The organism is Ornatilinea apprima (assembly GCF_001306115.1).
GTDB classification, from domain to species: Bacteria; Chloroflexota; Anaerolineae; order Anaerolineales; family Anaerolineaceae; genus Ornatilinea; species Ornatilinea apprima.
Genome location: NZ_LGCL01000023.1, coordinates 105,669 through 128,630, shown reverse-complemented (window position 1 = coordinate 128,630; position 22,962 = coordinate 105,669). Strand labels below are relative to the sequence as shown.

Here is a 22,962-nt window from a genome sequence, read left to right as displayed (position 1 = left end):
GCCTTGTAAATGAGAAACAAACAGGCAACCCCAGCGATATGTTCAGAAATGCCTGGGTTACCTGTTTGTTCTAACAGAGCGTTGACTCTTGCGCCGTTTACATGCTGGGTGGGTTTTCGTTCAATACCAGCCAATATAAACCGAGCTGCTGAATAGCCTCCGCAAACTGGTAAAAATCCACCGGTTTGCGAATGTAACTGTTAACGCCCAGGTCGTAAGAGGCGGCAATATCCTGTTCTTCGCGTGAGGAAGTCAGAATCACCACCGGCTGGCGGTGCGTGTAAGGGTTTTCGCGGATTTTTCTTAACACTTCCAGCCCATCAACGCCGGGCAGTTTCAAATCCAGCAGCACGATGGCCGGCAGTGGTTCGGGATGCTCTCCATTCTTTTCCAGACCAAAGAGATACTCCAGCGCCTCCAGCCCATTCTCGGCAACCACCAATTCATTCATGATGTGCGCTTTGGCAAGCGCTCGCTTGGTCAGTTCGATGTCGCTCGGGTTGTCTTCGACCAGCAGAATGATTTTTTCATTCATTTCTTCTCTCCCAAGGTGAAATAGAATGTTGCTCCCTTGTCCTTCTTGGCATCGACCCATATTTTTCCACCGTGCCGGTTGACAATCCGCTGAACGGTGGCCAGACCAATTCCTGTGCCAGGGAACTCAGTCTGTTTGTGCATGCGTTGAAAGGCGCCGAATAGATTCTTGGCATATTGCATGTCAAAACCAACTCCATTGTCGCGCACAAAATAAGTTGGCTGGTTGTCGACTGTCTGACAGCCAAACTCAATTCGCGGCTGCGCCTGCCGCCCGCTGAATTTTAACGCATTGGAGAGTAAATTGGTGAGCATAATCTCCAGCAAATTGGCATCTCCCGATACGAGCAAGCCTTCTTGAATTTTTATCTCAACGGGAGACTGGCCGTTTTCTTCCATAAGGCGGTTTACGATCAACTTTGCCAGTTCGGAGAGGTCAATTTCGCTGTGTTTAATCTCCACGCGGGTTACCCTGGAAAGGCGCAGCAGGTCGTCAATCAATTGTCCCATGCGTTGGGTTTCATCACGCACCCGATTCAAATAGCGCTGGGCTTCTTGGTTCAACTGGCTGCCGTAATCTTCCAGCAGCGCCAGGCTCCAACCATCAATACCGCGCAGCGGCGCTCTTAAGTCGTGTGAAACCGAGTATGAGAAGGCTTCCAGTTCTTTGTTCACTGCCTCCAACTGGGCGGTACGCTGGCTTACACGTTTTTCCAGTTCAGCGTTCAATTGGCTCAATTGTTCTTCGGCTGCTTTTTGATCTTCCACCAGGCTGAGCAGAACCTTGCGCGATTCGTCTGCTTCTTGCAGCAGGCGCTGCAATTCCTTTTGATTGGCCAGGATCTTTTCTTCGGTCTTTTTTCGTTCTGTAATGTCAGTAGCAATGATTTGAATAGCGGGTTTGTCCAGGTATAGAATGGGGTTGGCCACCACCTCCACGTTGACCAGCGCGCCGTCCAGTTTGCGTAATATATTTTCTACCGGGTAAATCTCTTCTCCGGCCATTCTTTGCCGGAATTGATTTAGAATCTCTTCTTGCCGATCCGGCAGGGTGAAGTTGCTGATTGTTTTTCCGATGATGTCGCCCGCAGACTTGCCACCCAGCAGTTGAACCCCGGACGGATTGATGAATTGAATCTTTTCTTCACACTCCACCGCGATCCCAACCGGCGCCAGCTCCAGCAACTGCCGGTAGCGTTCTTCACTTTCTTCCAGCGCTCTTTCGGCCTGCTTGCGGGCAGTAATATCGTGGATGATGGAATACAACAAAGTCTTGCCTTGGAATTCAATCGGGCCGCTGAAAACTTCCACGTCCCGAATTTCTCCATTGGCCAGGCGGTGCCGGAAGTGGAAGCTGTTGCGCTGTTCGTCAACCGCTTTTTGCATTTCTGCAGCAATTTCCGTTTCGCTGAGTGTGTTAATCTGGCTGACCTTCATCGTGAGCAATTCTGAGCGGCTCCAACCGTAATATTTGCACGCCGCCGGGTTGATGTCTATGATTTCACTGCTTTCCGGCGAGATCAGCATCATTGGCGCATGCTCATTCATAAACAATGAGCGAAATTTTGATTCACTCTCGCGCAGTTGGGCTTCTTTCAGTTTGCGTTCGGTGATGTCGGAAATTGTGCCAATAATACTGGCAACAGTTCCGCCTTTCGATTTATCTACAACGCGCCCTCGCACTAGCGCGTACATCCAATCTCCATTTTTTTTACGCAGGCGAAGTTCGCAATCAAAGCCCTTGCCTGATTCGATGCCTTGCTGAATCTCCACTCGAACCCGGTTTTCTTCCTCGGGCGGGGCAAGCCGCAGCCAATCTTCAAAGGAATCAAATTCCTTTTCTTCATACCCTAACATGGCGTAACAGTTTTTGCTGGCAAATCCTTTGTTTTCTTGTAAGTTCCATTCCCAGATTCCTTCATTCACCAATCGCAGGGCGGTGGCAAAACGCGTTTCACTTTCAACCAGCGCCGCCGTGCGCTCTTCAACCGTTCTTCTTAAGGCTGCCTGGTTGTTGATTATTAAATACGTGATCGCACCTGCCAGTGTAGAAATCAACGCACCAATCAGCCAAAAACCAACCATTTGCGATTGAATGGTGGCAAACCATCCCTGGGCCGGTACCGCACCCAGCGTCCAGTTCCCTTCTGGTAAAATCACCGTGGTGACCACCGGGTCAGCAGAAAATACCGATTCATCGCCAAAAAACGTTACACCGTTCTGGTCTTTGATCGCAACGTGAATATTATCTGGGGTGGGAGAAATGCCTGGAATTTCCAAGAGGGGTTCAAGGTTCAGAACCACCACGGCCAACCCCAGCAATTTATCCTGGTCGTATATGGCCATGCGCGCCACCACCCCTTTGCCTCCCTGACGCAATTCATAAGGGCTGCTCAAGGTGATTTGCCTTGTTTCAATAGCTCTCTCAACATCCGTGCGAGTCGATACCCGATCGGTGTTTCTCAAGTCTTCTAATGTGCTGCCGAGGACAGCCTCATTACCCTCCATTGGGTAAACCAGCACTTCACCTTCTGCCGGAAAGAATTGAATGGCGCGAATCATCGGATCGTTGTTTCTCAGGTTCTCTGCAAAATTATTATAGAAATGCAATCGCATGTCATCAATGGAGTGCGTTTTTACACTGGCGGCCAAACCAATCAAAATGGCCTGGCGGCGATTAATCCGCGAGGTTAAAACCGTTCCAGCCGCCTCATAGCGACTGTATAAAAGCGTTCTTTGCTGCTCGATCAAGGAAGCCTGGTATGTTTTGCCTGCCTGAAACCATGCCAGACTAATCAATATGGCAACGAGCGCGGCTGCTAAGAGACGCGCCCAGAAGAAGGAAAACCATCGTTTAGATCCGCGATCATTGGGATTTTCAGTCATTGGAGCATTCATTCAAGTCCTCCGCTCCACTTCTGCTGGCTGTTTTCTTCCGCCGCATATTTTGCGGGCTTGCCTGCCTGTGCCAACAGTTCATTCACTTCCTGTTTCAATTCAATCACGCGTTTCTCCCGCCCCACCATTACAGCCTGCCAGCGCCGCAGCTCCTGGAGCTGTTCCTCAATTTTCTGTTCGGCCAGCTTGCGCTCGGTGATGTCGGTGATAACGCCATACCACAGTGTGCCGCCATTGGCGGTTCGCTCGGGTTTGGCGTAACTGGATCGCCATCGCAGCCCCTGGCTTGGTAAGATCACCCTGAATACCACATGAAATAATTCCAGCGTGCGCGCCGATTCAAAGATGGCGTTCGCAACGTAATCATAATCCTCCGGGTGCAGCCGCCCGAAAACCACGGTCGCGTCCTCGCGCACTTCTTCGGGGGTTACTTCGTAGATTTCATATATGCCCGGACTGGAGTAGGGGAAGCGCGAACTGCCGTCCGGGTCTAACTGGTACTGATAAACCACGCCCGGCACCTGTTCGGCAAGCCGGGTCAGCAGGTCGTGCGAGCTTTGCAGGGCGTCTTGCATCTGCTTGCGCTCGGTGATGTCGCGCAAAATCACATGGATATCATTGCTGCCTTTGAAGGTGAAAGGGGCAGCCAGCACATCCACATTGATCACCTGCCCATCCAGGCGCACAATCTTTTCTTCCACCACAGGAACCACTTCACCCATGTCGCGCAGGTAATCAATGCGCTCGCGGATCTGATTATGAAAATCGGGGTGAAACAAATCGAAGAGAGGTTTTCCGATCAGATCATCCGCGCTCTTGGCGCCAAAGAGCTTGATGCAGGCCATATTCACCAGCACCACCTGACTGTTATGAATGACGAGAATCGCGTCCGGTGAATGCAGAATCAAATTACGGTAGCGGCTCTCGCTCTCTTTCAGTTTTTCTTCCGCTTCCCTTCGCTCGGTAATATCCTGCACAATGCCGGTCAATACCCCTGCTTCCCCCTTATTGTTCAGTGTCAGCTCTCCAGATTCCGTCCACACCACTCGCTCACTTCCGTCTGGCCTGATCAGGCGATGTTCAACGGGGATAGGCTGATTCTTTTCCATCATCGAACGGTACGTTTCTTCCACCGCGGCGCGGTCATCAGGATGGACGGTGTTAAAGATCGCTTCTCTCAAATGGCCGGTGAAGCGGTCTTTGTCTATTCCGAAAATGCGATACATTTCATCTGACCATACATACCGGTCCTCTTGTAAGTACCAGGTCCAACTGCCCACATGGGCCACTTCTTGGGCTTTCTTTAATGCTTTTTCGCTTTCTGCAAGGGCTTTGCGGTCGCGAATTTGTGCCTCAGAATCCAGGAAGAAGAGGCAAATCAGGGTGGATACGAGCGGATAGAGAAACAGAATCGCGTAGCCAATTTGCTGCATCACCACATAACCGGCTCCGCCGGGCAGGGCAAGCGTCAGGAAAAACATAATGAGGTGCACGATGAAGCTGAAACCAAACAAAACTGGCACGGACATGACAAGTTTTGTGTTGCGGCGCAGATAAAAGAACAGGACACCAATGGCGGCTGATTCGACGATGACGGAAATTCCCATCACAACGCCAGCACCGCCCACCCACCAGCGGTACGCCGCGCAGGCGCTGGCGGCGATGATCGCTGAAATCGGTCCCCCAAACAAGCCTGCTATGCTCAGAATGATGGATCGCCCATCAAAGAATACGCCCGGAAGGAAATTCATGGGGGTCAGCATACCCAAAATTCCGGCGACGGCGAACAATAATCCGACCAGAATTTTAAAGGTGAGACTGTCTTTTTCCTGCCGGGCCAGAATAATCCGATACGTGGCGGAAATTGCGATGAGAAGGGCAAAGTTCTGCAGCAAATCGATAATGACCATGCGTTACCTCAATCCCTGAATTCCATCTCAGCCCATCGTGGTAAAAAATAAACCTGTTCTCAATTATAGCGAAAAACCGGACCGCATTCCCATTTACAACGCGTAAAAAATCAGCGGGTTCCGGTTAAAATGCTCGATCCCCATGGGTTCCCCGGGGATCGAGTTTTCGAGGAGGAGATCTATCTGGTTTACTGCGCGTCGCTCGTTTTTTGTTCCAGAAGCTGGATCAGGGGACGGATGTACATGGCGTTCAAATCAAATCCTCCCGCTGCCTGGCGCTCGGCGATGGCAGTGGCCATTTCACTGCTGGGGGTGCCCTGCGCTGGAGGCTGGCCTTCCAACCCCATGCCGCCGCCAGGGCCGCCGCCTGCACCTCCACCCGGTCCGCCGCCCATCATACCCGGTTCCATTCCACCAGGCGGGAAGCCGCCCTCTGCGGCGTTAGCACCGGTGGCTTCACCGCCCGCCGGGTTGCCCATTCTACCCATTTGCAGCCCTAAGCCGGTCAGGGTTTCGTGCAAGCTGGCGGGGTCAATCTCCATTGCTTCAATAGCTGTCAATTGCTCGCTGGTCATGGCGGTTTGAATCTGCTGGTAAATGGCCTCCAATTCCGCGGGGGCGGTCGAGTCGCTGGCAGACAGGCTTTGTACTCCTTGCCATAACAGGATCAGGGTTTGCGCCTGTTGCTGTGTAACGGCCAGGTCTGTGCCTTCCAGCAGCAGTGTTCCCGCGGCCAGTTTGTCGTTGATTTCCATATTCATCCCGCCAGCAGCTTGCGAATCGGCTCCGGCTGTTTCGGCAGGGGCCGGTGTGCTGGGGCTTGCAGGCGCGGCCGATTCGCCGCTGGCGGGTTCACTGGCCGCGACGCTGGGTCCGCAAGCCGCCAGCAGGCCTATGATCAATATCATTATGAAAATTAAAAATTTGTTTTTCATTGGTTTTTCCTTTATATCGGTATCAGTCGTGTCTTAAGGCTTCAATTGGGTCAAGCTGCGAGGCGCGGCGGGCGGGCATATATCCGAAGAAGATGCCCACCAGGGCAGCCGAGGTGAAGGACAGCGCGATGGAGTACGGCACAATCACGGTGCGCATGCCGCCGAACTGGCCGAACAAAATTGAACCACCTACGCCGGCCAACACGCCCAGCAGACCGCCGATCAGGCTTAACATCAAGGCTTCGGAAAGAAATTGAATTTGAATATCGCCGGGTGTGGCACCGATGGCCTGGCGCAGGCCAATTTCGCGCGTGCGTTCGGTTACGCTGACCAGCATGATGTTCATAATTCCGATGCCGCCCACGATCAGCGAGACACCAGCCACCCATGCCAGCAGATTGCGGAAGGACTCGGTGGTCGATTCCTGCGTTTCGATGATATCTTCTTGCGATTGGATGGTGAAGGTTGCTTCATCCAGGCTCACTTCTTTACGCTTGGCGAGCAGGCGCAAAATTTGGTCCGAGACCTCTTCCATATTCGCGCCATCTTCCACCGACACATAGATCATGCGAATATCGTTGCCAAAGATGCGCGCGAACTGGTTAGGCACGAATTTGGAAAAGACCACGCTGATGGGGGTGTAAATCTGCTCGTCGAAATTGACACCCGACACCAGCCCCTTTTCCTTCATCACACCTACAACCGTTAAGCGCACATCATCCACAGTGACCAATTGGCCGATGGGATCTTCACTGCCAAACAGCTCTTCCGCCACCGCCGACCCCAACACCACCACTTTTTGGGTGCGGTCAACTTCGTTTTCGGTGAAGAAGCGCCCTTCATCCACTTCTACATCGCGCACCACGGTGTAGTCCGGGGTGGTTCCCACCAGTGCGATGTCTTCCAGGGCGTTGTTGCCAAACTTGATGGTTACCGATGAGGTCTGGTCGACAGTAACACCGGCGACGCCGCTGATCTGCTCGGAGATGGCGGTAACGTCCTCGTAGACCAGGTTCTGGCGGTTGGTGCCCGGCTCGCCAGGCCCGCCGCGCATCATCGAAGAGCGCACAAATAACAGGTTTGATCCCAGGCCGGTGATTGCATCAGAAATGGTGGCCTCGGTTCCGGCGCTGATCGCCATCATTACAATCACCGCCGCCACACCAATAATCACCCCCAGCATGGTCAGCAGTGACCGCGACTTATTGGATAAAATGCTTTTCCAGGATGCTCTAAACACTTCTTTGAGAATCACGCCTCACCTCCCAATAACTCGGTTTTGGGCGCGCCGGCTTGGCTGCCCGCGCCCGCTTCTTTGGTTAGTTTCGAGCGGGAATGCCCGTTCAAATGGTCAAACTCCAGCTTTCCATCCCGAATATGCAGGATGCGTTTGGTGTAACTGGCGATATCCGGTTCGTGGGTTACCATCACAATTGTTCTGCCGCGCTCGTTAAGGCCGTTCAACAAATCAATAATCTCCACGCTTGATTTCGAGTCCAGGTTGCCGGTTGGCTCATCGGCCAGAATTAAGACCGGGTCGTTGATCAACGCTCTGGCAATCGCCACACGCTGCTGCTGCCCGCCGGAAAGTTCTTTGGGAAGATGGTGGGCACGATTGGCCAGTCCCACCACATCCAGCGCTGCTTTACCGCGTTCCAGGCGTTCTTCCGGCGGCATGCTGCTATGGTGTTGGTACATAATGGGCAGGATCACATTTTCAAGCGCGCTCAAGCGCGGCAGCAAGTTGTATGATTGGAAAACAAAACCCAATTTCTGGTTGCGAATCTCGGCCAGCTCGCGCCGGCTTAGTCCACTCACATCTTTGCCATCCAGGTAATATTGTCCCTCGCTGGGGTGGTCGAGACAGGCAAGAATGTTCATCAACGTGCTTTTTCCCGATCCGCTTGGCCCCATAATGGCCACAAATTCCCCAGGTAGAATACGAATGCTCAGGCCGTCCAGCGCGGCCACCTGCACATCGCCCATCCCGTAGATTTTCTTGATCTCAACGGTCTCAATGATTGGATTCATCGCTGTCATTTCGACTCCACAATTTGCGTAACCACTTCTTGTCCCAGGCTGAGGCCAGAAAGCACCTCGGCGTAGGTGTAATCCATCAGGCCAATTTCAACCGGCTGTTCAACGGGCTGCCCGTTTTGCAGCAGGTAAACCAGATAGCTTCCATCGTCCTGTTTGTGCAGAGCGTCCACCGACACCAGCAGGGCATTGGTGGCTTCCCCGCCGATAATATCCACGTATGCGCTCAGCCCTTCGGGCAGGTAAATGCTTTGGTCCGCGTTCTGGAGGGTGATTTTGACCAGACCTTTCAGCACTTTTGAATTCCCGCTGGTTTCGATGTAGGGGTTTACCTGCACAACCTCGCCGCTGTAGGTTGTGTCAGGGAAAGCATCGAACACCACGTTGGCCACATAACCCACGCCCACTTTGTCCATATCAGTTTCATCCACATAAAATTCCACGTTGGGGTGGTTCAGGTCGCCGATTGTGATGAAGGTACCCGATTCGTAGTCGTCTCCGCTTTCGCCAGCCACACTGAGAATCGTCCCGTCGAAGGGCGCTACGATCTTCACCCCGTCCAAGTTGGCCTGTGCTTTTTCCAGGGCCATCTGCGCACTTTTGACCTTGTTTTCGGCCAGCGCCAGTTCATCCGGGTCAACACCATTGTTGGCTTCCAACGCGGCCAGCGCAGCTTTGGCTTCTTTCAATACCGCCTCCGCTTTGGTCAATTCGGCTTGTGAACCGGCGATCTCATATTCTGTGAAGTTGGCACAGTACGCGTAGGTGGCATATCTGGAGTTGCGCTCTTGCACCAGGGGTTGGATTTCACTCAGATAAATTGTGGAGTTGTCATAATCTGCCTGGGTGTAGCGGTCCAGTTTTTGCTGAACCTCCCAATACTCCTGGTAATAGGCCTGGGTGGTGTCTTCATCACAGCGCGCCTGGCCTTCATATACCACAGCTGATTTTGCGTCTTCATAGGCTTCTTGTGCTTCCACAACCGCAATCTGCGCTTCGGCTAAGGTGGTTTGCGCGTTGGTTTTCAGGTCTTCCAGGGCCTGTTCGGCGTTTTCCAGATTGATTTTGGCTTCCAGCAGTTGGACGTCCAGACTTTCATCCGAAATCAGTTCGGCCAGCAAGTCGCCTTCTTTCACCTGATCGCCGGTTTGCACATGAACAGCCGAGACCGTGCCTGATGTGGAAAAGCTCAGGTTCAATTCTTGCCCGGCGACAGAAGTGCCGCTGCCGGAGGCGGAAATCGTGAGGTTTCCACTTCTCACCGGCGAGGTTTCATACGTGGTCTGGCCGCTCGCGGCCGTGTCGCTGGCGTTGAGTCCCCACATCAGATAGGCGGCGCCGCCCAGCAGGATGACCGCCGCTCCTCCCAGGATGAGACCTTTTTTCCAGGTTATTGGTTTCAGTGCGTTTAAGTTCACAGTTCCTCCAAAAAGTTCAATGGAATGAATTATTACGATTGAGAAGATTCGGGGCTGACCCCGGAGGTAATTACAATTTCGCCTTCACTCAGGCCGCTGGTTACTTCCACCGCGGTGATCGTCTCCAGGCCGGTGCTCACTTTTCTCATCTCTGCTGCACCCTGCGCGTTCAAGACATACACAAAGCCATCCCCATTTTCGCTGTAGTGCAGCGCCTCCAGTGGAATATACAGGGCGTTGCTGGCGCTGCGGCATTTCAAGTCGACCAGCGAGCTTAATCCACTGGGCAGGATCTTACCGGAAGCGGTGATTTGGTCTTCCAGGCTTACCATGCCAGACAGGGTGTCAAAATCGAACACGGACACCAGGGTGGGGAAGATGTTGGTGATCTCTCCGCTAAAGATCCGGTCCGGGATCGCGTCGAACATGACCTCGGCCGTACAGCCTTCGGCAATGTTTTGCAGGTCCACTTCGTCGATTTGGATTTCAACAGCAGGGTGATACAGGTCCGCGATTTGAATGAACGTGTCAGAATCCACGGTTTCGCCCGCGTTGGCGGCCACTTCTGTCACCACGCCGTCGAACGGCGCCGTCAACGTTGCGCCGGTCAGGTTCTCTTCTGCTTCTGCCAGGGCGGCTTGGGCGCTTTCCAGCTCGGCTTGCGCCAGTTCCAGGCTGGCGGCTGAAACACCGCCGTTGGCTGACTGCTCTTCCAATTGCGCCTGGGCCAGGTGAACCGCTGCCTCGGCTGTGGCCAGGTTGGCTTCCGATTCAAGGATTTCCTGTTCGGTGTAGGCTTCGCAGTATTTCCAATTCTGGTAAGCCTGGTTTTTCTCCTCCAACAAGGGCTGCAGGTGTTCAAGCACAAAGTTGGTTCCGTATCCGACGCCATCGTTGTAATAGTTCTCCCATTTGTCTGCCTCGATTTTGGCGCGCAAATAGGCGTAGAAATACGATTCCGTCAGGTCTTTACTGCAGCGGCCATCACCTTTTTGGTGTAAATTTGCTTTGGCCTCTTCATAACTGGCCTGTGCGTCGGAAAGCGCAATCTGCGCCTCTGCTAAAGAGCGATCCGCGCTCGCCAGCAGTGTTTCCAGCTCTTTTTCCGCTGCCTTTACAGCCAATTGCTGTGTCTCGACTTCAAGTGCCAGCTCGTCCAGGTTATCCAACACGGCCAGCACCTGCCCGGCTTTCACCTCATCGCCAACCTGCACGTTCACTTCGGCCACCTTGCCCGAAACCGGGAAAGCCAGTTCCTGGATGCTGGTCGCGGCCAGATTCCCGGTTCCGGTTACGGTCAGAACCAGGTCTCCCCGGCGCACTACGCTGGTCTGGTAGATCGGCGCGCTGGCGTTTTGCGCCTGCTGCCGCTGCCACAACCAGGCTGCCGCAACCAGAAGGGCAGTCAGCGCCACGGTAATCATGGCAATCTGCCTGCGCCGCCGGCCGGGGTTTGTGGGCTGCTTTGATTTACTCTCAGTCATCTTGTTCACCTTTATGAATTGGTGGAAACCAGGCCGGTAGAGACGGTATCCCCTTCTTGCAGACCGCTCAAAATCTGCGCCTGGGTTTCAGTGGTGATCCCCACTTCCACTGCCCGGAAGGTCAAATTCCCATCCGCGCCCACCACAAAGACGGCGGTATTGCCATTCCCCAGGTCGCGCACGGCTTCCAGCGGAACCAGCAGCGCGTTTTCGGCTCTTTCTTTAATCAACGTAACCGACGCGTTCAATCCCAGCAGCAGCTGCTCCGCGGCAGGGTTGTTTTCAATATCCATGCGGATTTTGCCGGTTGCCAGTTTATATTCCATCGATTCGCTGAGCGTGGGGTCAACCTGGATCACGCTGCCGCTGAACACCGTGTTGGCGATGGAATCAAATTCCATTTCCGCGTGGGTCCCGGGGGTCAGGAAGGACAGGTCTGATTCGTCCACCGAGACTTCCATCATCAGGTCTTTGAGATCGGCGATGGTGATGAAAGTTGTGGCCTCTACCCGTTGGCCTTCACCGGCCGCGATGGATATCACCGTCCCATCCATCGGGGCGATGAGGGTGGTGCCATTCAGGTTTTCCTGGGCAATTTCCAGCTTTGACTGCGCGTTGGATAGGTTGGCTTCCGCCAGCGCCAGTTCTTCCGGGTCAACCCCCGAGGCTTCTTTTAACTTGTTATAGGTGGCTTCCGCCTGTTTCAAGGTGGCTTCGGCCACCGACAGGGCGGCGTTGGCAAGCGTCTTTTCGTCCTCGCTGTACGAAACACAGTAGGTATAATTGGCGGAGGCGGTTTCGTAGTTGTTCTTGGCTTCTGTATATTCTTCTGTGGTTGTATCGGTCAGTTTTTTCAATTGCTCCGTGGCTCTTTCCAGGGTTTGCGCCAGGCGGGTGGTGGTCTGTTGGTCGCAGCGCGAGTAAGCGGTGCGCTGGCTGTTGAAGAGCGCCTCTTCATAATCCGCTTTGGCGGTAACGTACGCCTCGAAGGCGCTGGCCAGGCTCACTTCGGCGTTCTGTTGCAGTTGGTTCAACGCCTGTTGGGCTTCAATCACGGCTAACTTCCTGCTGGCGACCTCGGCTTGCAGTTCTTTTGAGGCGTTCAGCTCTGCGAGCAGGTCGCCGGTCTTCACCATGTCCCCGGGTTGAACATACAGGCGGGTTACCGTGCCGGAGGTTGAAAAGGCTAGTTCCACCACCGAGTTGGATATTAAGTTTCCCGACCCGGAGGCGCTGAGTTCAATATCTCCCACGCTGACGGATGCCGTGTAGTATTTGGGTGTGGCGGCGGCTTCGGCCGTGGCCGTTGCGACGGCCCCCACCGCTGGTTTGAAAAAGGCCAGCGCGCTGGCGACAACCAGTAGAGTCACCACCACGACGGCCCCAATAACCGTGTTCCTTTTGTTTTTTGTGAAAAAACCTGTTATCTTCTTTAATGACAATGACATGCAAGGCCTCCAAACGGTTTTGAATCGAGTCAACGGAAATGCGATCATCATCAATGCTTTTCTAGGATCGAGTTAATCGTAGGCGCTGGTGATTTAGATTTGGTTTAGAGCGTCTATATATCTTGTGTATGTGGCTGGCGGGGGCCGGGCGGCGCGGAAATTTACTTTGGCGCCTGAACCAAATCTGAACAAGTCTGTGATACGTTTAGCCTCAGCCGATTGTGATTGCGAGGAAGGAAAATGAGTTCAACCATCCTGGTTGTAGATGACAAGTCCAGCGTTCGACAGTTATTGCGCGAATATTTAGCGGAGCAGGGTTACCGGATTGTGGAAGCCGATAACGGTGAAAACGCGCTTTACACCGCGCGCCATGTGAAGCCGGACCTGATTTTATTGGATATCATGATGCCGAAAATGGATGGCTATGAATTTATTCGCCAGTATCGCAAAGAAGCGCGTACACCGGTGATCATCATCACCGCCCGCCAGGAAGAGACCGACGCGGTTTTGGGTCTGGAGCTTGGCGCGGACGATTATGTGGTAAAGCCCTTCCGCATGCGCGAGCTGCTGGCACGCATCCATTCTGTGTTTCGCCGTTCTGAAGCGGCCCCGGAGCAAGAAGAATGCCTTCAGCATGCCGGTCTGCGCATGAATCTGACGACGCACGAAGTTTCGCTCAATGACAGGCCGGTTTCATTGACTCCCATCGAGTTTGATTTGCTGGCCAGCTTGATGAAGTCCCCTGGGCGTGTGTTTACCCGCAGCCAACTGGTCGATTCTCTCTTCGAGAGCGGCTTCACCGGCTTGGAGCGCACCCTGAATGTCCATATCCGCAATCTACGGAAGAAGATTGAACCCAATCCGGCCGAACCGCAGTATATTGAATCGGTTTTTGGGGTAGGATACCGGTTTTCAAAAGAGATTAGTTAAGCATGCATAGATCGATATTCTTCAAATTGACGGTAGCTTTTGTTCTGGTGGCGGTGATTTCCACCTTTACCATCATGATCGTGCTGCGCGCCACCAACCTGGACCGCTTCAACCGCTTTGTGATCGATCAGTTAACCAGCGACGTGCAGGAAGGCCTGACCCAGTATTACGCGGCCAATTCCTCCTGGGAGGGCGTGCAGGAATATTGGCAAACCGCCCGCTATTCGTTTATGAATCCGGGGGGTGGGCCGCCGCCGGAGAACCGCGAGGGAGAAGTCCGACACCCTGAAGACCGCCGCAACTTCTTTGCGCTGATCGATACGAATGGATTTGTGGTTTTGGCAGCCGAACCGGATTACCCCCTGGGCATGCGTGTTTCAGAGGAGCTGATTGCCAGCGGCACATCCATCCAGTATGAAGGGCAGGTGATTGGCACCATGCTCCCATTGCCGCGCGACCCGCAACTGACCCCGGAAGAAACCCGATTTATTGAACGCTCCAACCGCGCTGTGCTGGAAGCGACCCTAATTGCTGTGGCCATTGCCGTTGTGCTGGCGGTTATTCTTTCGCGGACGATGGCCCGGCCGCTGCGCCAGCTGACCCGCGCCGCTCAGAATATGGCCTCCGGTGACCTGGAGCAGGAGGTGGAGGTGCGCTCAAAAGATGAATTGGGAGAACTGGCAGCTGCCTTCAACCAGATGAGCCTGGAAGTCTCGCGCGCGAACAAACAGCGCCGCCAGATGACGGCTGACATCGCGCACGACTTGCGCACACCGCTGACCGTGATTGCCGGTTACATTGAATCGATGCGCGACGGCGTGCTCAAACCCACCCCGCAGCGCCTTTCTCTCATCTACAATGAGATTGAGCGTCTGGAGGCTCTGGTCAACGACCTGCGCCTCTTATCCCAGGTGGATGCCGGCGAGCTGCCCATTCATCCCCAATCGATTTCTCCCCAAACCATTCTGGAACGCGCCGCGCTGCCTTTCCAGCACCGGGCTGAACAGAATCAGATTGCCATTCAGCTTCACGCGCCCGAGGGTCTGCCGGACTTGAATCTGGATGAGGCGCGCATGATGCAGGTCCTGTCGAATCTGATTATCAACGCATTCCAGTTCACTCCTGCCGGGGGCCAAATTACCATGAGCGCGGAGCTTAAGGATGGCGCCGTTTGCTTCTCGGTCAGCGATACCGGCCAGGGTATCCCGCCGGAAGAACTCAACCTCGTGTTTGACCGATTTTACCGCGTGGACCGTTCCCGCCAGGACGCGGGCGGTGGCTCGGGCCTTGGGTTGGCGATTGTGAAAGCCCTGGTCGAGGCCCAGGGCGGCAGGGTGGCAGTGGAATCGGTGGTTGGGGAAGGCACAACTTTCCGGATTGTTTTTCCAGTTGCGCCCCAATTGTGACCGAATGATGACAATTGAGTCTTAAATGGGTGAGTTTAATAATGATTTTCTTTAATGTGATGTTAATGTCCGATTTTTTTATTGACATCATCGGTTTGTGGAAGTAGAATGAGTATCGTAAGTTCCGTTGGAGGGGGATAGCAAAACTACTTACACCCAAATTCGGAAACGATTTATCTGTAGACTGCTCTTCTGTACGGGGGAGCAAGCACACTTTATCTGGTTTTGATTTGAACACGCAGTTGGTGTTCACCTCAGACGTCACCCCGCTTTAGACGGGAGGACGCAGAGCTTGTGTTTGCACAAAGGAGACTGTTTATCTTGAGTGGCAAGAGAATTGACAGCAGCGTTTTGTTAGTGGTTGGGAAGGGGGACTGTGCACTTCAGCCAGTATTGTTTCCCACACAATCCTCATTGAGTGCGTTAATTTCTTAACGCAGCTCACCTGCGGACCGGCGCAAAGCGCCAGCCCGCTATACTGCTGAATCAATCCAACACCGCTTTCTGACCCTGCCCGGCAAGGCTGGGGTCAGACAGTCCTGTCATTCTCTCGAATGCCATTCGAATTGCGCTCTTTCTGCACGCAATGTCGGAGGGGCGGAGCAATGGTACAACTCGATTATTAACGATAGTCTTATCGTTCTTTAGGCGGAAACAATTCAGGGTGGATTTATTGTTGTTTCAGAACGCCTGAAATCCCATGGGAAGCCCTCCACGGCGAGGTGACATTCCCAGGCCCTCAGGTCTGCTGGTTTATATAAACCTTGCAGTGGTGCAAAACCCCACAAGGCGGGAAATTCCGGGGTATTTACCTGTGCGGTCAACCGCATTCCCACAACAACCTTAACATTTTTATTTCTACACCTGCGCGCTTGTTACATCTGCGGACTTGTTAACTCATCCCTTGCGCCCTGGTGAAGGAATCGCCCCCAATATCCATTCCAGGAGAGATTGAACATGGAAAATCGTTTTGAATTCAAATCCTCTACCGCAGACGATGGCACCATCGGCGACTGTATGCTCGGCCAGGAAGAAGTCGCCGCCATTGAAGAAGCCCTGCGCAAAGTCTGCCCCTTTGGCGAAGTGCGCCTGGTGGTCGAGCGCGGGCGCCTGCGCTGGCTGGTCGTTCAGCAGAGCCTGGACGTGCTCAAACTGGTGCGCCACGCCAAAGCCGACTGACCGCCAGCCCACCTTACACCCATATAAGTGAAAGACCAAATGGAAACAGAATTCGAACTGCAAGAAGAATCAACCATCGACCTCCAGATGATCCTCAATATCCTGCGCCGCTGGGCCTGGGTCATCGTTCTCAGCGCGCTGCTGGCCGGTTTGGCGGCGTTCATCGTCAGCAAGCAGATGACCCCCGTCTACGAGGCCACCACCACCGTTCTCATCAACGAAGCCCCTTCCACCAAAGCCACCGACTACACCGCGGTGATGGCCTCTGAGCGCATCGCCCGCACCTACTCCGAGATGCTCACCAAGCGCCCGGTGATGGAGGGCATTATCGAACAGCTCGCGCTGCCCATCTCGGCCACCGACCTGGCCGCCACCATCACCGTTACCCCCGTGCGCGACACACAGCTCATCGTCATTAAAGTGGAAAACACCGACCCCGAGATGGGCGCGCTGATCGCCAATACGCTGGTCGAGGTTTTCTCGCAGCAGATCCAGGCCACGCAGACCAGCCGCTACGCCGCCTCCAAGCAGTCGCTGGAGAAGCAGATGTCGGACCTGGACTACCAGATCAGCCTGCTGCGGGCGCAGATCGCCGATACGTCCAACGCCAACACCATCAACCGCCTGGAAGATAAAATCTCGCGCTACGAGCAGTCGTACAATAACCTGGCGCTGTCCTACGAGCAGGTGCGCCTCACCGAAGCGCAGACCATCTCGTCTGTCGTGCAGGTGGAGCAGGCCGCCCCGCCTGAGACGCCCATCCGCCCCAAGGTGCTGCAGAACACCGCCCTGGCCGCCGTGGTGGGCATGATGCTGGCCCTGGGCGCGGTCTTCCTGGTGGAGACGCTCAACGATGTAATCAAAGACCCCGACGAGATCACCCGCCGCCTCAAGCTGCCCATTCTGGCGATGATTGGCACCTACGAATACCCCAACGAGGGACCCGTTTCGCAATTGCACCCGCGCTCTTTTGAGGCCGAGGCCTTCCGCGTGCTGCGCACCAACGTGCAGTACACCGCCGTGGACGAGCCCATCCGCTCCATTCTGGTGACCAGCCCCACCCCCGCCGACGGCAAAACCACCGTGGCCGCCAACCTGGCCGTGGTCTCGGCGCAGGGCGGACGGCGCGTGACCCTGCTCGACGCCGACCTGCACCGCCCGCGCATCCACAAGGTCTTCAACACTGGCAACCGCAACGGCCTCTCCTCGCTCCTCGTGCAGACCAGCGTCGATATCCCCGCCGTGCAGCAGGATACCAAAACCCTCGACCTGAAACTGGTCGGCTCGGGACCGATTGTGCCCAACCCCTCGGAGCTGCTCGGCTCCAAGAAGATGCAGTCGCTGCTCAACAGCCTCACCGCGGAGGCCGACCTGGTGGTGATCGACACGCCGCCGGTGCTCTCGGTGACCGACGCGGTGGTCATCGCCCCGCACGTAGACGCGGTGATCCTGGTGGTCAAACCCGAAAAGACCAACATCCGCGCCCTCAAACAATCCGTGGAGCAGCTCAACCGCGTGGGCGCCAAGGTGATCGGTGTGGTGCTCAACGAAGTCCAGCCGGGACGCACCCGCTCCACCTACTACTACCCCGGCTACTATACCTACCATTCGCACTACGACGGCTACGCCACGCCCGCCCCGAATAAGAATGGCCACAGCTCGAAAAAACAGCTTCAATTGTGGGCAAAACGTTGATCGAACCGGCCAAACCCATCCCCACCGCAGACACTCCCGCCCTCGCTATGGATACGCTCACTTCCTTTAACGTGTGCCCGTACCTCGGCCTGAAGAACGACCCGCTCACGCACTCGCTGACGGCCGAGGTGCCCAACTACTGCTATCACTGCCAGCCGCCGCGCCGCGTACCTTCCGCGCAGCTCAGACTGTGCTTTGAGGGCGGGTCATCCACCTGCACCTTCGCGGCGACCAGGCCGCCCCGCAAAACGCCTTCCCTGCGCCGGCTGCTGCGCCGCTTCGCCCTCCCCGCCGGCGGACTGGTTATCCTCAGCGGAGCGGCGGCGGCCCTGCTCAACAGCACCCCGCGCGCAGATCAGCCCCTGCCCCCGCAGCCGCCCGCGCCTACCGTCCAGTCGGCGCTGATGGCCGCGCCCGCCGAACCTTCCACGCCCTTCAATCCGCTGCCCACCTACACGGTGATCGAGCCCACGCCCACCTTTACCCTGCTGCCCACCGAACCGCCCACCCCCGGCCCCCTGGCCGAGACGCCTTTTGGCCCCGGCAGCAAGCTGCTGGTGCATGTGGTGCTGGAGGGCGAGACACTGGAGAGCCTGGCCGAGCGCCACAACACCAGCGTAGACGTGCTGCTGGCCCTCAACCCGCGCGGCGGGCGCGCCAGCCTGTGGACCGGCGAGCCGCTGGTGATTGCCGCCAACCTCACCGACCCGGCCCTGGCCCAGCCCCTGCGCGCCTTCTGGGTGGAGAGCGCCCTGCCCCTGGCCGACCTGGCGCGCGACCTGGGCGTAAGCGCAGACAGCCTGCGCGTGTGGAACGACCTGCAGGGCGATTGGGTCGAGGGAAATAGATGGGTGGTGGGGGAGTAGAGGAAAGAAAAGAAAACATTATTTGGAGAATATATGGATTATCGACTTTCTCATTTATCAAGTGGAAAAGGCGCCTCTTATGAAAATTCATTTCATAAAAACATTAGTAGAAAATATATTTGGGATTGGGAAAAAGAGATTCTCATAAAAATTGTAAATAAATATTTTACGGATAGGCCAGAAAATTACTTAGATTTCGCTTGTGGTACCGGAAGGATCATCGAGCATTTATCACCTTTTGCCCTGAATGCATTGGGTGTGGATATTTCCGATTCTATGCTTGATGTAGCCAAAAGTAAAAAGAACTTGAAGAATGTGAAATTTATTAAAGCTGATATAACCGAAAAAAACATAATTGGAGATGTCAGATTTGACCTAATTACTGCTTTTCGATTTTTCCTAAACGCCCAAGTTTCACTAAAAAAAGAAGCGATAGCAAAGCTATCTATGCTTCTATCTGATAATGGAATATTAGTCTTTAATATTCACATGAACAGAACTTCTTTTCTAGCAATTGTCACGAGAATTTATCAATTAGTTAGGAATATCGAAAAATCAAATATGATGAGTTTTTCTGAGGTAAACAATTTGGTTCAATTTGCAGGTTTAGAAATTGTAGATACATACCATTATGGAGTAATACCTATAGTCAGAGAGAATTCGTTATTACCATATAGGCTCATCGACAAAATAGAAAGGTTATTCTCTTCGATCCCGATTGCAAGAATCTTCTCACAAAACATAATTTATGTTTGCAAGAAAAAGGAAAATTTGTGATCAAGGATAATATCAAATTCGAGTTGGACAAAGGATATATAAAAAAATCTCCTGTGAACAATGGGGCTAGTTTAGAAATAGCTTCTTCAATAAGTGCATACAGTTTGGCTAAAAGATCAGGACTATTTTCTGTTCCGGAAGTCCTTGAGTTTGATCTAGAGGCTAATGAAATTGTGTTTGAGTATATCCAAAATATATCACCTGTTGGAAGTTTACTTCATCATTTGGGTGATGAGAAACTGGCAGAAATTTTTTTTCGGGTCGGTCAAATATTACGATATATTCACTTATCTTTAGAACCTGACTGTGGAAGGTACTTAATCCCGAAGAGCATTGATTTTGAGGGGTGGAAAACATTTTTGCATGGAGATTTCAACCTAATCAATGTTCAATACGATTTATTAAGAGATCATATAGTTATTCTTGATTGGTCTCTTACGCCACTTCTTAAAAAATCAGCAAATTGGGGAACTCATTTTTGGGATATTGCTTGGATGATTAATTCAATATTCTGTTCACCACCCTACCTTACCAACGATTATTTATATCGAAAAATGCTAGCTGAAAGCTTTCTGCTGGGTTATCAACAAAATTCTTCTAATGTAATTGATAAAAAAGCCTTTTCCTTATACTGTCAAAATGTTTTTGAATTGTTCCTTAAGAAGTTTCAGCAACGTACAGATTTCCTACACCAAATTGTCCAGTTACCTAATCGTTTTATGTTCGAGAAGTTTTCGCTTTCTCTAGGAAAAGAAGTGAACTCTTTACTATGCAAATAATTGATACGCATAACTTGACATCATCAACAATTAAAGCGTCTTACTGGAAATTAATTTCGGTAATTGCTTTGGCATCATCAAATTTGTTAACACTTGCAATTTTGTCCAGGTTGCTGTTGCCTAACCAATTTGGACTTGTTGCTGCTGCACAAATAATTACAGGATTCATTGCAATGTTTTCTGATGTCGGTGTATCATCAGCAATTGTCCAAAAAAGAGATTTATCTACAAATCACATCTCAGTGGGGTTTACCACTTCAATTTGTTTGGGATTAGCGGTTGGTGCAACTATTTGGTTTGGCGCGCCATTATTTTCACAAGTATTAAATATTGATATATCAACTGGTCTCATTCGCTGCTTATCACTTGCATTTCCAATTTCAAGTATTAGTTCTGTGGCCGAGGCATTATTAATTCGAAAACTAGATTTTAAGAAATTATTCTTTGCAGATCTTTTTTCAAGAATATTTGCTTATACCATTGTTAGTATATTCTTGGCGATAAAGGGATTTGGAGAATGGTCATTAGTGGGGGGAACCATCATTTCTACATTTATCCGAAGTATATATCTGCTTTATTCAGCTAAAACCCGATTGAAATTCATTATTAGAAAAAGAGAATTTTTAGAACTGTTTTCTTTTGGCGGTATGTATTCTCTTCTGAGGGTGATTAACTATTTTGCCCAAAAGGCAGACAATTTTGTTGTGGGGAGATATCTAGGAGTTGATACTTTAGGGCTTTACGATCGAGCTTTTCAGATAATGTCTTATCCAGGAATGCTCATTGGCAATGTTTTGGATGGCACTATGTTTCCTTCAATGTCAATTGTACAAAACCAACCAGAAAGATTAAAAAATGCATATTATCGAAGCCTAAGCTTGGTCAACATTATCCTCATGCCGCTCAGTATTTTTTTGGTTCTAAACGCACCTGAAATTATAAAGATTCTCTTGGGAAAACCATGGATGGGGCTTGTCAATCCTTTACAAGTTCTATTTTTGGTCATACCACTGAGATCTTCTTCCAGGATGTGTGATTCTTTGGCTAGAGCAAAAGGCGCTTTGTCTCAGAATGCATTACAGAAACTTATATACCTTTTTGTTATCACTTTAGGTAGTTTTTTTGGAAAAAGATATGGCCTGGTTGGAGTGGCTTGGGGAGTTAATTTTGCCGTAATTGTTCATTTTCTATTAATGTCTTATTTGGGAGAAACATTAATTGGAGGAAAAGCAATAAAAATATTGGTTACTTTTAAAGAGGGTTTGCATTATTCATTGATAGTCTTCGTGGTTTGCGGATTCTCTTTGCTAATGCTTAGGATGTTCATTGAATACGCAATAATTACTTTGATTATTGAAATGATAGTTCTGATGGTTGTGTTTTGGGTGATATGTCAGGTTTTTCCAAGATTTTTTGGTGATGATTTACGATGGTTCATAAGAAATCTTATATTTGCAGTTCCCAATACAAAAGTCCGGTTGAGATTAATGAACTTTTCCAGAATGGAGATTGAATGATTAAGGTACTTGTGGCTGGCGATTTTTGTCCATTGCAAGATCGCAATCTGCTTGAAAACTGGATACTTGATCAACAGATATTTCAAGATCATGATATTAGAATTTTAAATTTAGAAGGCCCGCTGACGGATAACCATAATCCAATTTTAAAAATTGGCCCGAACCTGCGAATAGATCCATGTTGGGCTTCGGTTATAGCCGCAAGTGGATTTAATGTTGTCACTTTAGCAAATAATCATATTTTGGATATGGGTGAAAAGGGCTTGATTGAAACCATTCACCATTGCGATCAATCAGGGATTGGCCATGTAGGAGCCGGGAAAAATATTAGTGACGCTCGTAAACCATTGATAATGGATATGAATGGAGCAAGGATCGGATTTCTCGCGTTCACTGAAAATGAATTTTCAATCGCTTCAGAAGCTTGTGCAGGTGCTGCTCCGATAGACCCTGTAGCAAATTATTATTCGATTAAAGAGATAAGGGAAAAATTAGATTATCTAATTCTTATTTGTCATGGTGGCAATGAATTATTCAAATTTCCAAGGCCTGGAATGATTTCCTTAAGTCGATATTATTCGGATATAGGTGCTGATGCAATAATATGGCATCATTCTCATGTTCCTTGTGGATATGAGATATATAACGGGACCCATATTTTTTATGGAACAGGAAATTTTTACTTTCCTCATAAAAAGCATACGTTTTCTGATTGGTATACAGGGTATCTTGTGTCATTGGAATTACAGAAAAACAAAATATCGTCAAGAATTATTCCATATAAATTTGACCTGCAAAAAATCAGTTTTTTGGCAGGAACTGAGTTATCGAATTTTACATCCGATTTAGAGCATCTTTGTGATGAACTGCTTGATACTCATAAATTACAACGGAGATGGAAAGACCATTGCTATGAGAAAAGAAAATACTATATATCTACGTTAATTGCTAATAGTAGATGTGAAAAATTACTATTTCGGCTTGATGTACTAAAGGAAAAATATTATGCTAAAAAACTCCGCTTTTTAAGAAACCTGATAGAGTGTGAATCTCATCGAGAGCTATTATTGGAATTACTTCGATAGTTAGTTGGTTATTAAAAATTTATAAATCGATAAGTAAAGAAAGTTTCGTCTAAAAATTTAAACT

Annotated in this window: 18 protein-coding genes; 9 read left to right on the top strand and 9 right to left on the bottom strand. The window is 51.4% G+C overall.

Translation table 11 applies throughout. The features are described from left to right. Window positions 1-97: 97 nt before the first annotated feature. The 9 genes from ADN00_RS09500 to ADN00_RS09460 all read right to left on the bottom strand — a co-directional run bounded on the left by ADN00_RS09500 (window position 98) and on the right by ADN00_RS09460 (window position 12,586). On the bottom strand, window positions 98-535 hold the full coding sequence (locus tag ADN00_RS09500) for a response regulator (protein ID WP_075062734.1): 438 nt from the start codon (window positions 533-535) through the stop codon (window positions 98-100). Continuing rightward, window positions 532-3,432 carry a PAS domain S-box protein gene (locus ADN00_RS09495; RefSeq protein WP_075062733.1) on the bottom strand — a complete coding sequence of 967 codons (2,901 nt, stop codon included), beginning with the start codon at window positions 3,430-3,432 and terminating at the stop codon, window positions 532-534. The genes ADN00_RS09500 and ADN00_RS09495 overlap by 4 nt, the downstream gene beginning before the upstream one ends. Beyond that, window positions 3,429-5,342 carry a PAS domain S-box protein gene (locus ADN00_RS09490; protein ID WP_075062732.1) on the bottom strand — a complete coding sequence of 638 codons (1,914 nt, stop codon included), beginning with the start codon at window positions 5,340-5,342 and terminating at the stop codon, window positions 3,429-3,431. The genes ADN00_RS09495 and ADN00_RS09490 overlap by 4 nt, the downstream gene beginning before the upstream one ends. 188 nt (window positions 5,343-5,530) lie before the next feature. Further along, window positions 5,531-6,277 carry a hypothetical protein gene (locus ADN00_RS19980; protein WP_160317506.1) on the bottom strand — a complete coding sequence of 249 codons (747 nt, stop codon included), beginning with the start codon at window positions 6,275-6,277 and terminating at the stop codon, window positions 5,531-5,533. Between the two features lie 22 nt (window positions 6,278-6,299). Further along, window positions 6,300-7,532 (bottom strand): ABC transporter permease, encoded by a 1,233-nt coding sequence (locus tag ADN00_RS09480; protein ID WP_075062730.1) that lies wholly within the window; start codon window positions 7,530-7,532, stop codon window positions 6,300-6,302. Further along, window positions 7,529-8,308: an ABC transporter ATP-binding protein gene (locus tag ADN00_RS09475; protein ID WP_075062774.1), complete on the bottom strand. Its 780-nt coding sequence runs from the start codon at window positions 8,306-8,308 to the stop codon at window positions 7,529-7,531. The genes ADN00_RS09480 and ADN00_RS09475 overlap by 4 nt, the downstream gene beginning before the upstream one ends. A gap of 5 nt (window positions 8,309-8,313) precedes the next feature. After that, window positions 8,314-9,732 (bottom strand): efflux RND transporter periplasmic adaptor subunit, encoded by a 1,419-nt coding sequence (locus ADN00_RS09470; protein WP_075062729.1) that lies wholly within the window; start codon window positions 9,730-9,732, stop codon window positions 8,314-8,316. A gap of 32 nt (window positions 9,733-9,764) precedes the next feature. After that, the gene (locus tag ADN00_RS09465) at window positions 9,765-11,216 is read right to left on the bottom strand and encodes an efflux RND transporter periplasmic adaptor subunit (protein ID WP_075062728.1); all 1,452 of its coding nucleotides are present in this window, start codon (window positions 11,214-11,216) and stop codon (window positions 9,765-9,767) included. Window positions 11,217-11,227: 11 nt separating this feature from the next. Beyond that, a complete protein-coding gene (locus tag ADN00_RS09460; protein WP_160317505.1) occupies window positions 11,228-12,586 on the bottom strand; it encodes an efflux RND transporter periplasmic adaptor subunit in 1,359 nt (452 codons plus the stop codon). A 318-nt stretch (window positions 12,587-12,904) separates the two neighbouring features. Between ADN00_RS09460 and ADN00_RS09455 the strand changes: the two genes are divergently transcribed. From ADN00_RS09455 to ADN00_RS09415, 9 genes are all read left to right on the top strand, one after another. Next, a complete protein-coding gene (locus ADN00_RS09455; RefSeq protein WP_075062726.1) occupies window positions 12,905-13,594 on the top strand; it encodes a response regulator transcription factor in 690 nt (229 codons plus the stop codon). 2 nt (window positions 13,595-13,596) lie between these two features. Further along, entirely contained in the window at window positions 13,597-15,000 is a 1,404-nt protein-coding gene (locus ADN00_RS09450) for a sensor histidine kinase (protein ID WP_075062725.1), read from the top strand. Between the two features lie 957 nt (window positions 15,001-15,957). Continuing rightward, entirely contained in the window at window positions 15,958-16,179 is a 222-nt protein-coding gene (locus ADN00_RS09445) for a hypothetical protein (RefSeq protein ID WP_075062724.1), read from the top strand. Window positions 16,180-16,218: 39 nt separating this feature from the next. Next, window positions 16,219-17,874, top strand: coding sequence for a polysaccharide biosynthesis tyrosine autokinase (locus ADN00_RS09440; RefSeq protein ID WP_075062723.1), 1,656 nt, complete (start codon window positions 16,219-16,221; stop codon window positions 17,872-17,874). Further along, entirely contained in the window at window positions 17,859-18,740 is an 882-nt protein-coding gene (locus ADN00_RS09435; protein WP_075062722.1) for a LysM peptidoglycan-binding domain-containing protein, read from the top strand. The genes ADN00_RS09440 and ADN00_RS09435 overlap by 16 nt, the downstream gene beginning before the upstream one ends. A gap of 33 nt (window positions 18,741-18,773) precedes the next feature. Further along, a complete protein-coding gene (locus ADN00_RS09430) occupies window positions 18,774-19,517 on the top strand; it encodes a class I SAM-dependent DNA methyltransferase (RefSeq protein WP_075062721.1) in 744 nt (247 codons plus the stop codon). Beyond that, a complete protein-coding gene (locus tag ADN00_RS09425; RefSeq protein ID WP_075062720.1) occupies window positions 19,514-20,296 on the top strand; it encodes a BUD32 family EKC/KEOPS complex subunit in 783 nt (260 codons plus the stop codon). The genes ADN00_RS09430 and ADN00_RS09425 overlap by 4 nt, the downstream gene beginning before the upstream one ends. Then, complete coding sequence (locus ADN00_RS09420; RefSeq protein ID WP_075062719.1) at window positions 20,287-21,813, top strand: lipopolysaccharide biosynthesis protein; 1,527 nt, start codon at window positions 20,287-20,289, stop codon at window positions 21,811-21,813. The genes ADN00_RS09425 and ADN00_RS09420 overlap by 10 nt, the downstream gene beginning before the upstream one ends. Further along, a complete protein-coding gene (locus ADN00_RS09415; protein ID WP_075062718.1) occupies window positions 21,810-22,898 on the top strand; it encodes a CapA family protein in 1,089 nt (362 codons plus the stop codon). The genes ADN00_RS09420 and ADN00_RS09415 overlap by 4 nt, the downstream gene beginning before the upstream one ends. Window positions 22,899-22,962: the final 64 nt, after the last annotated feature.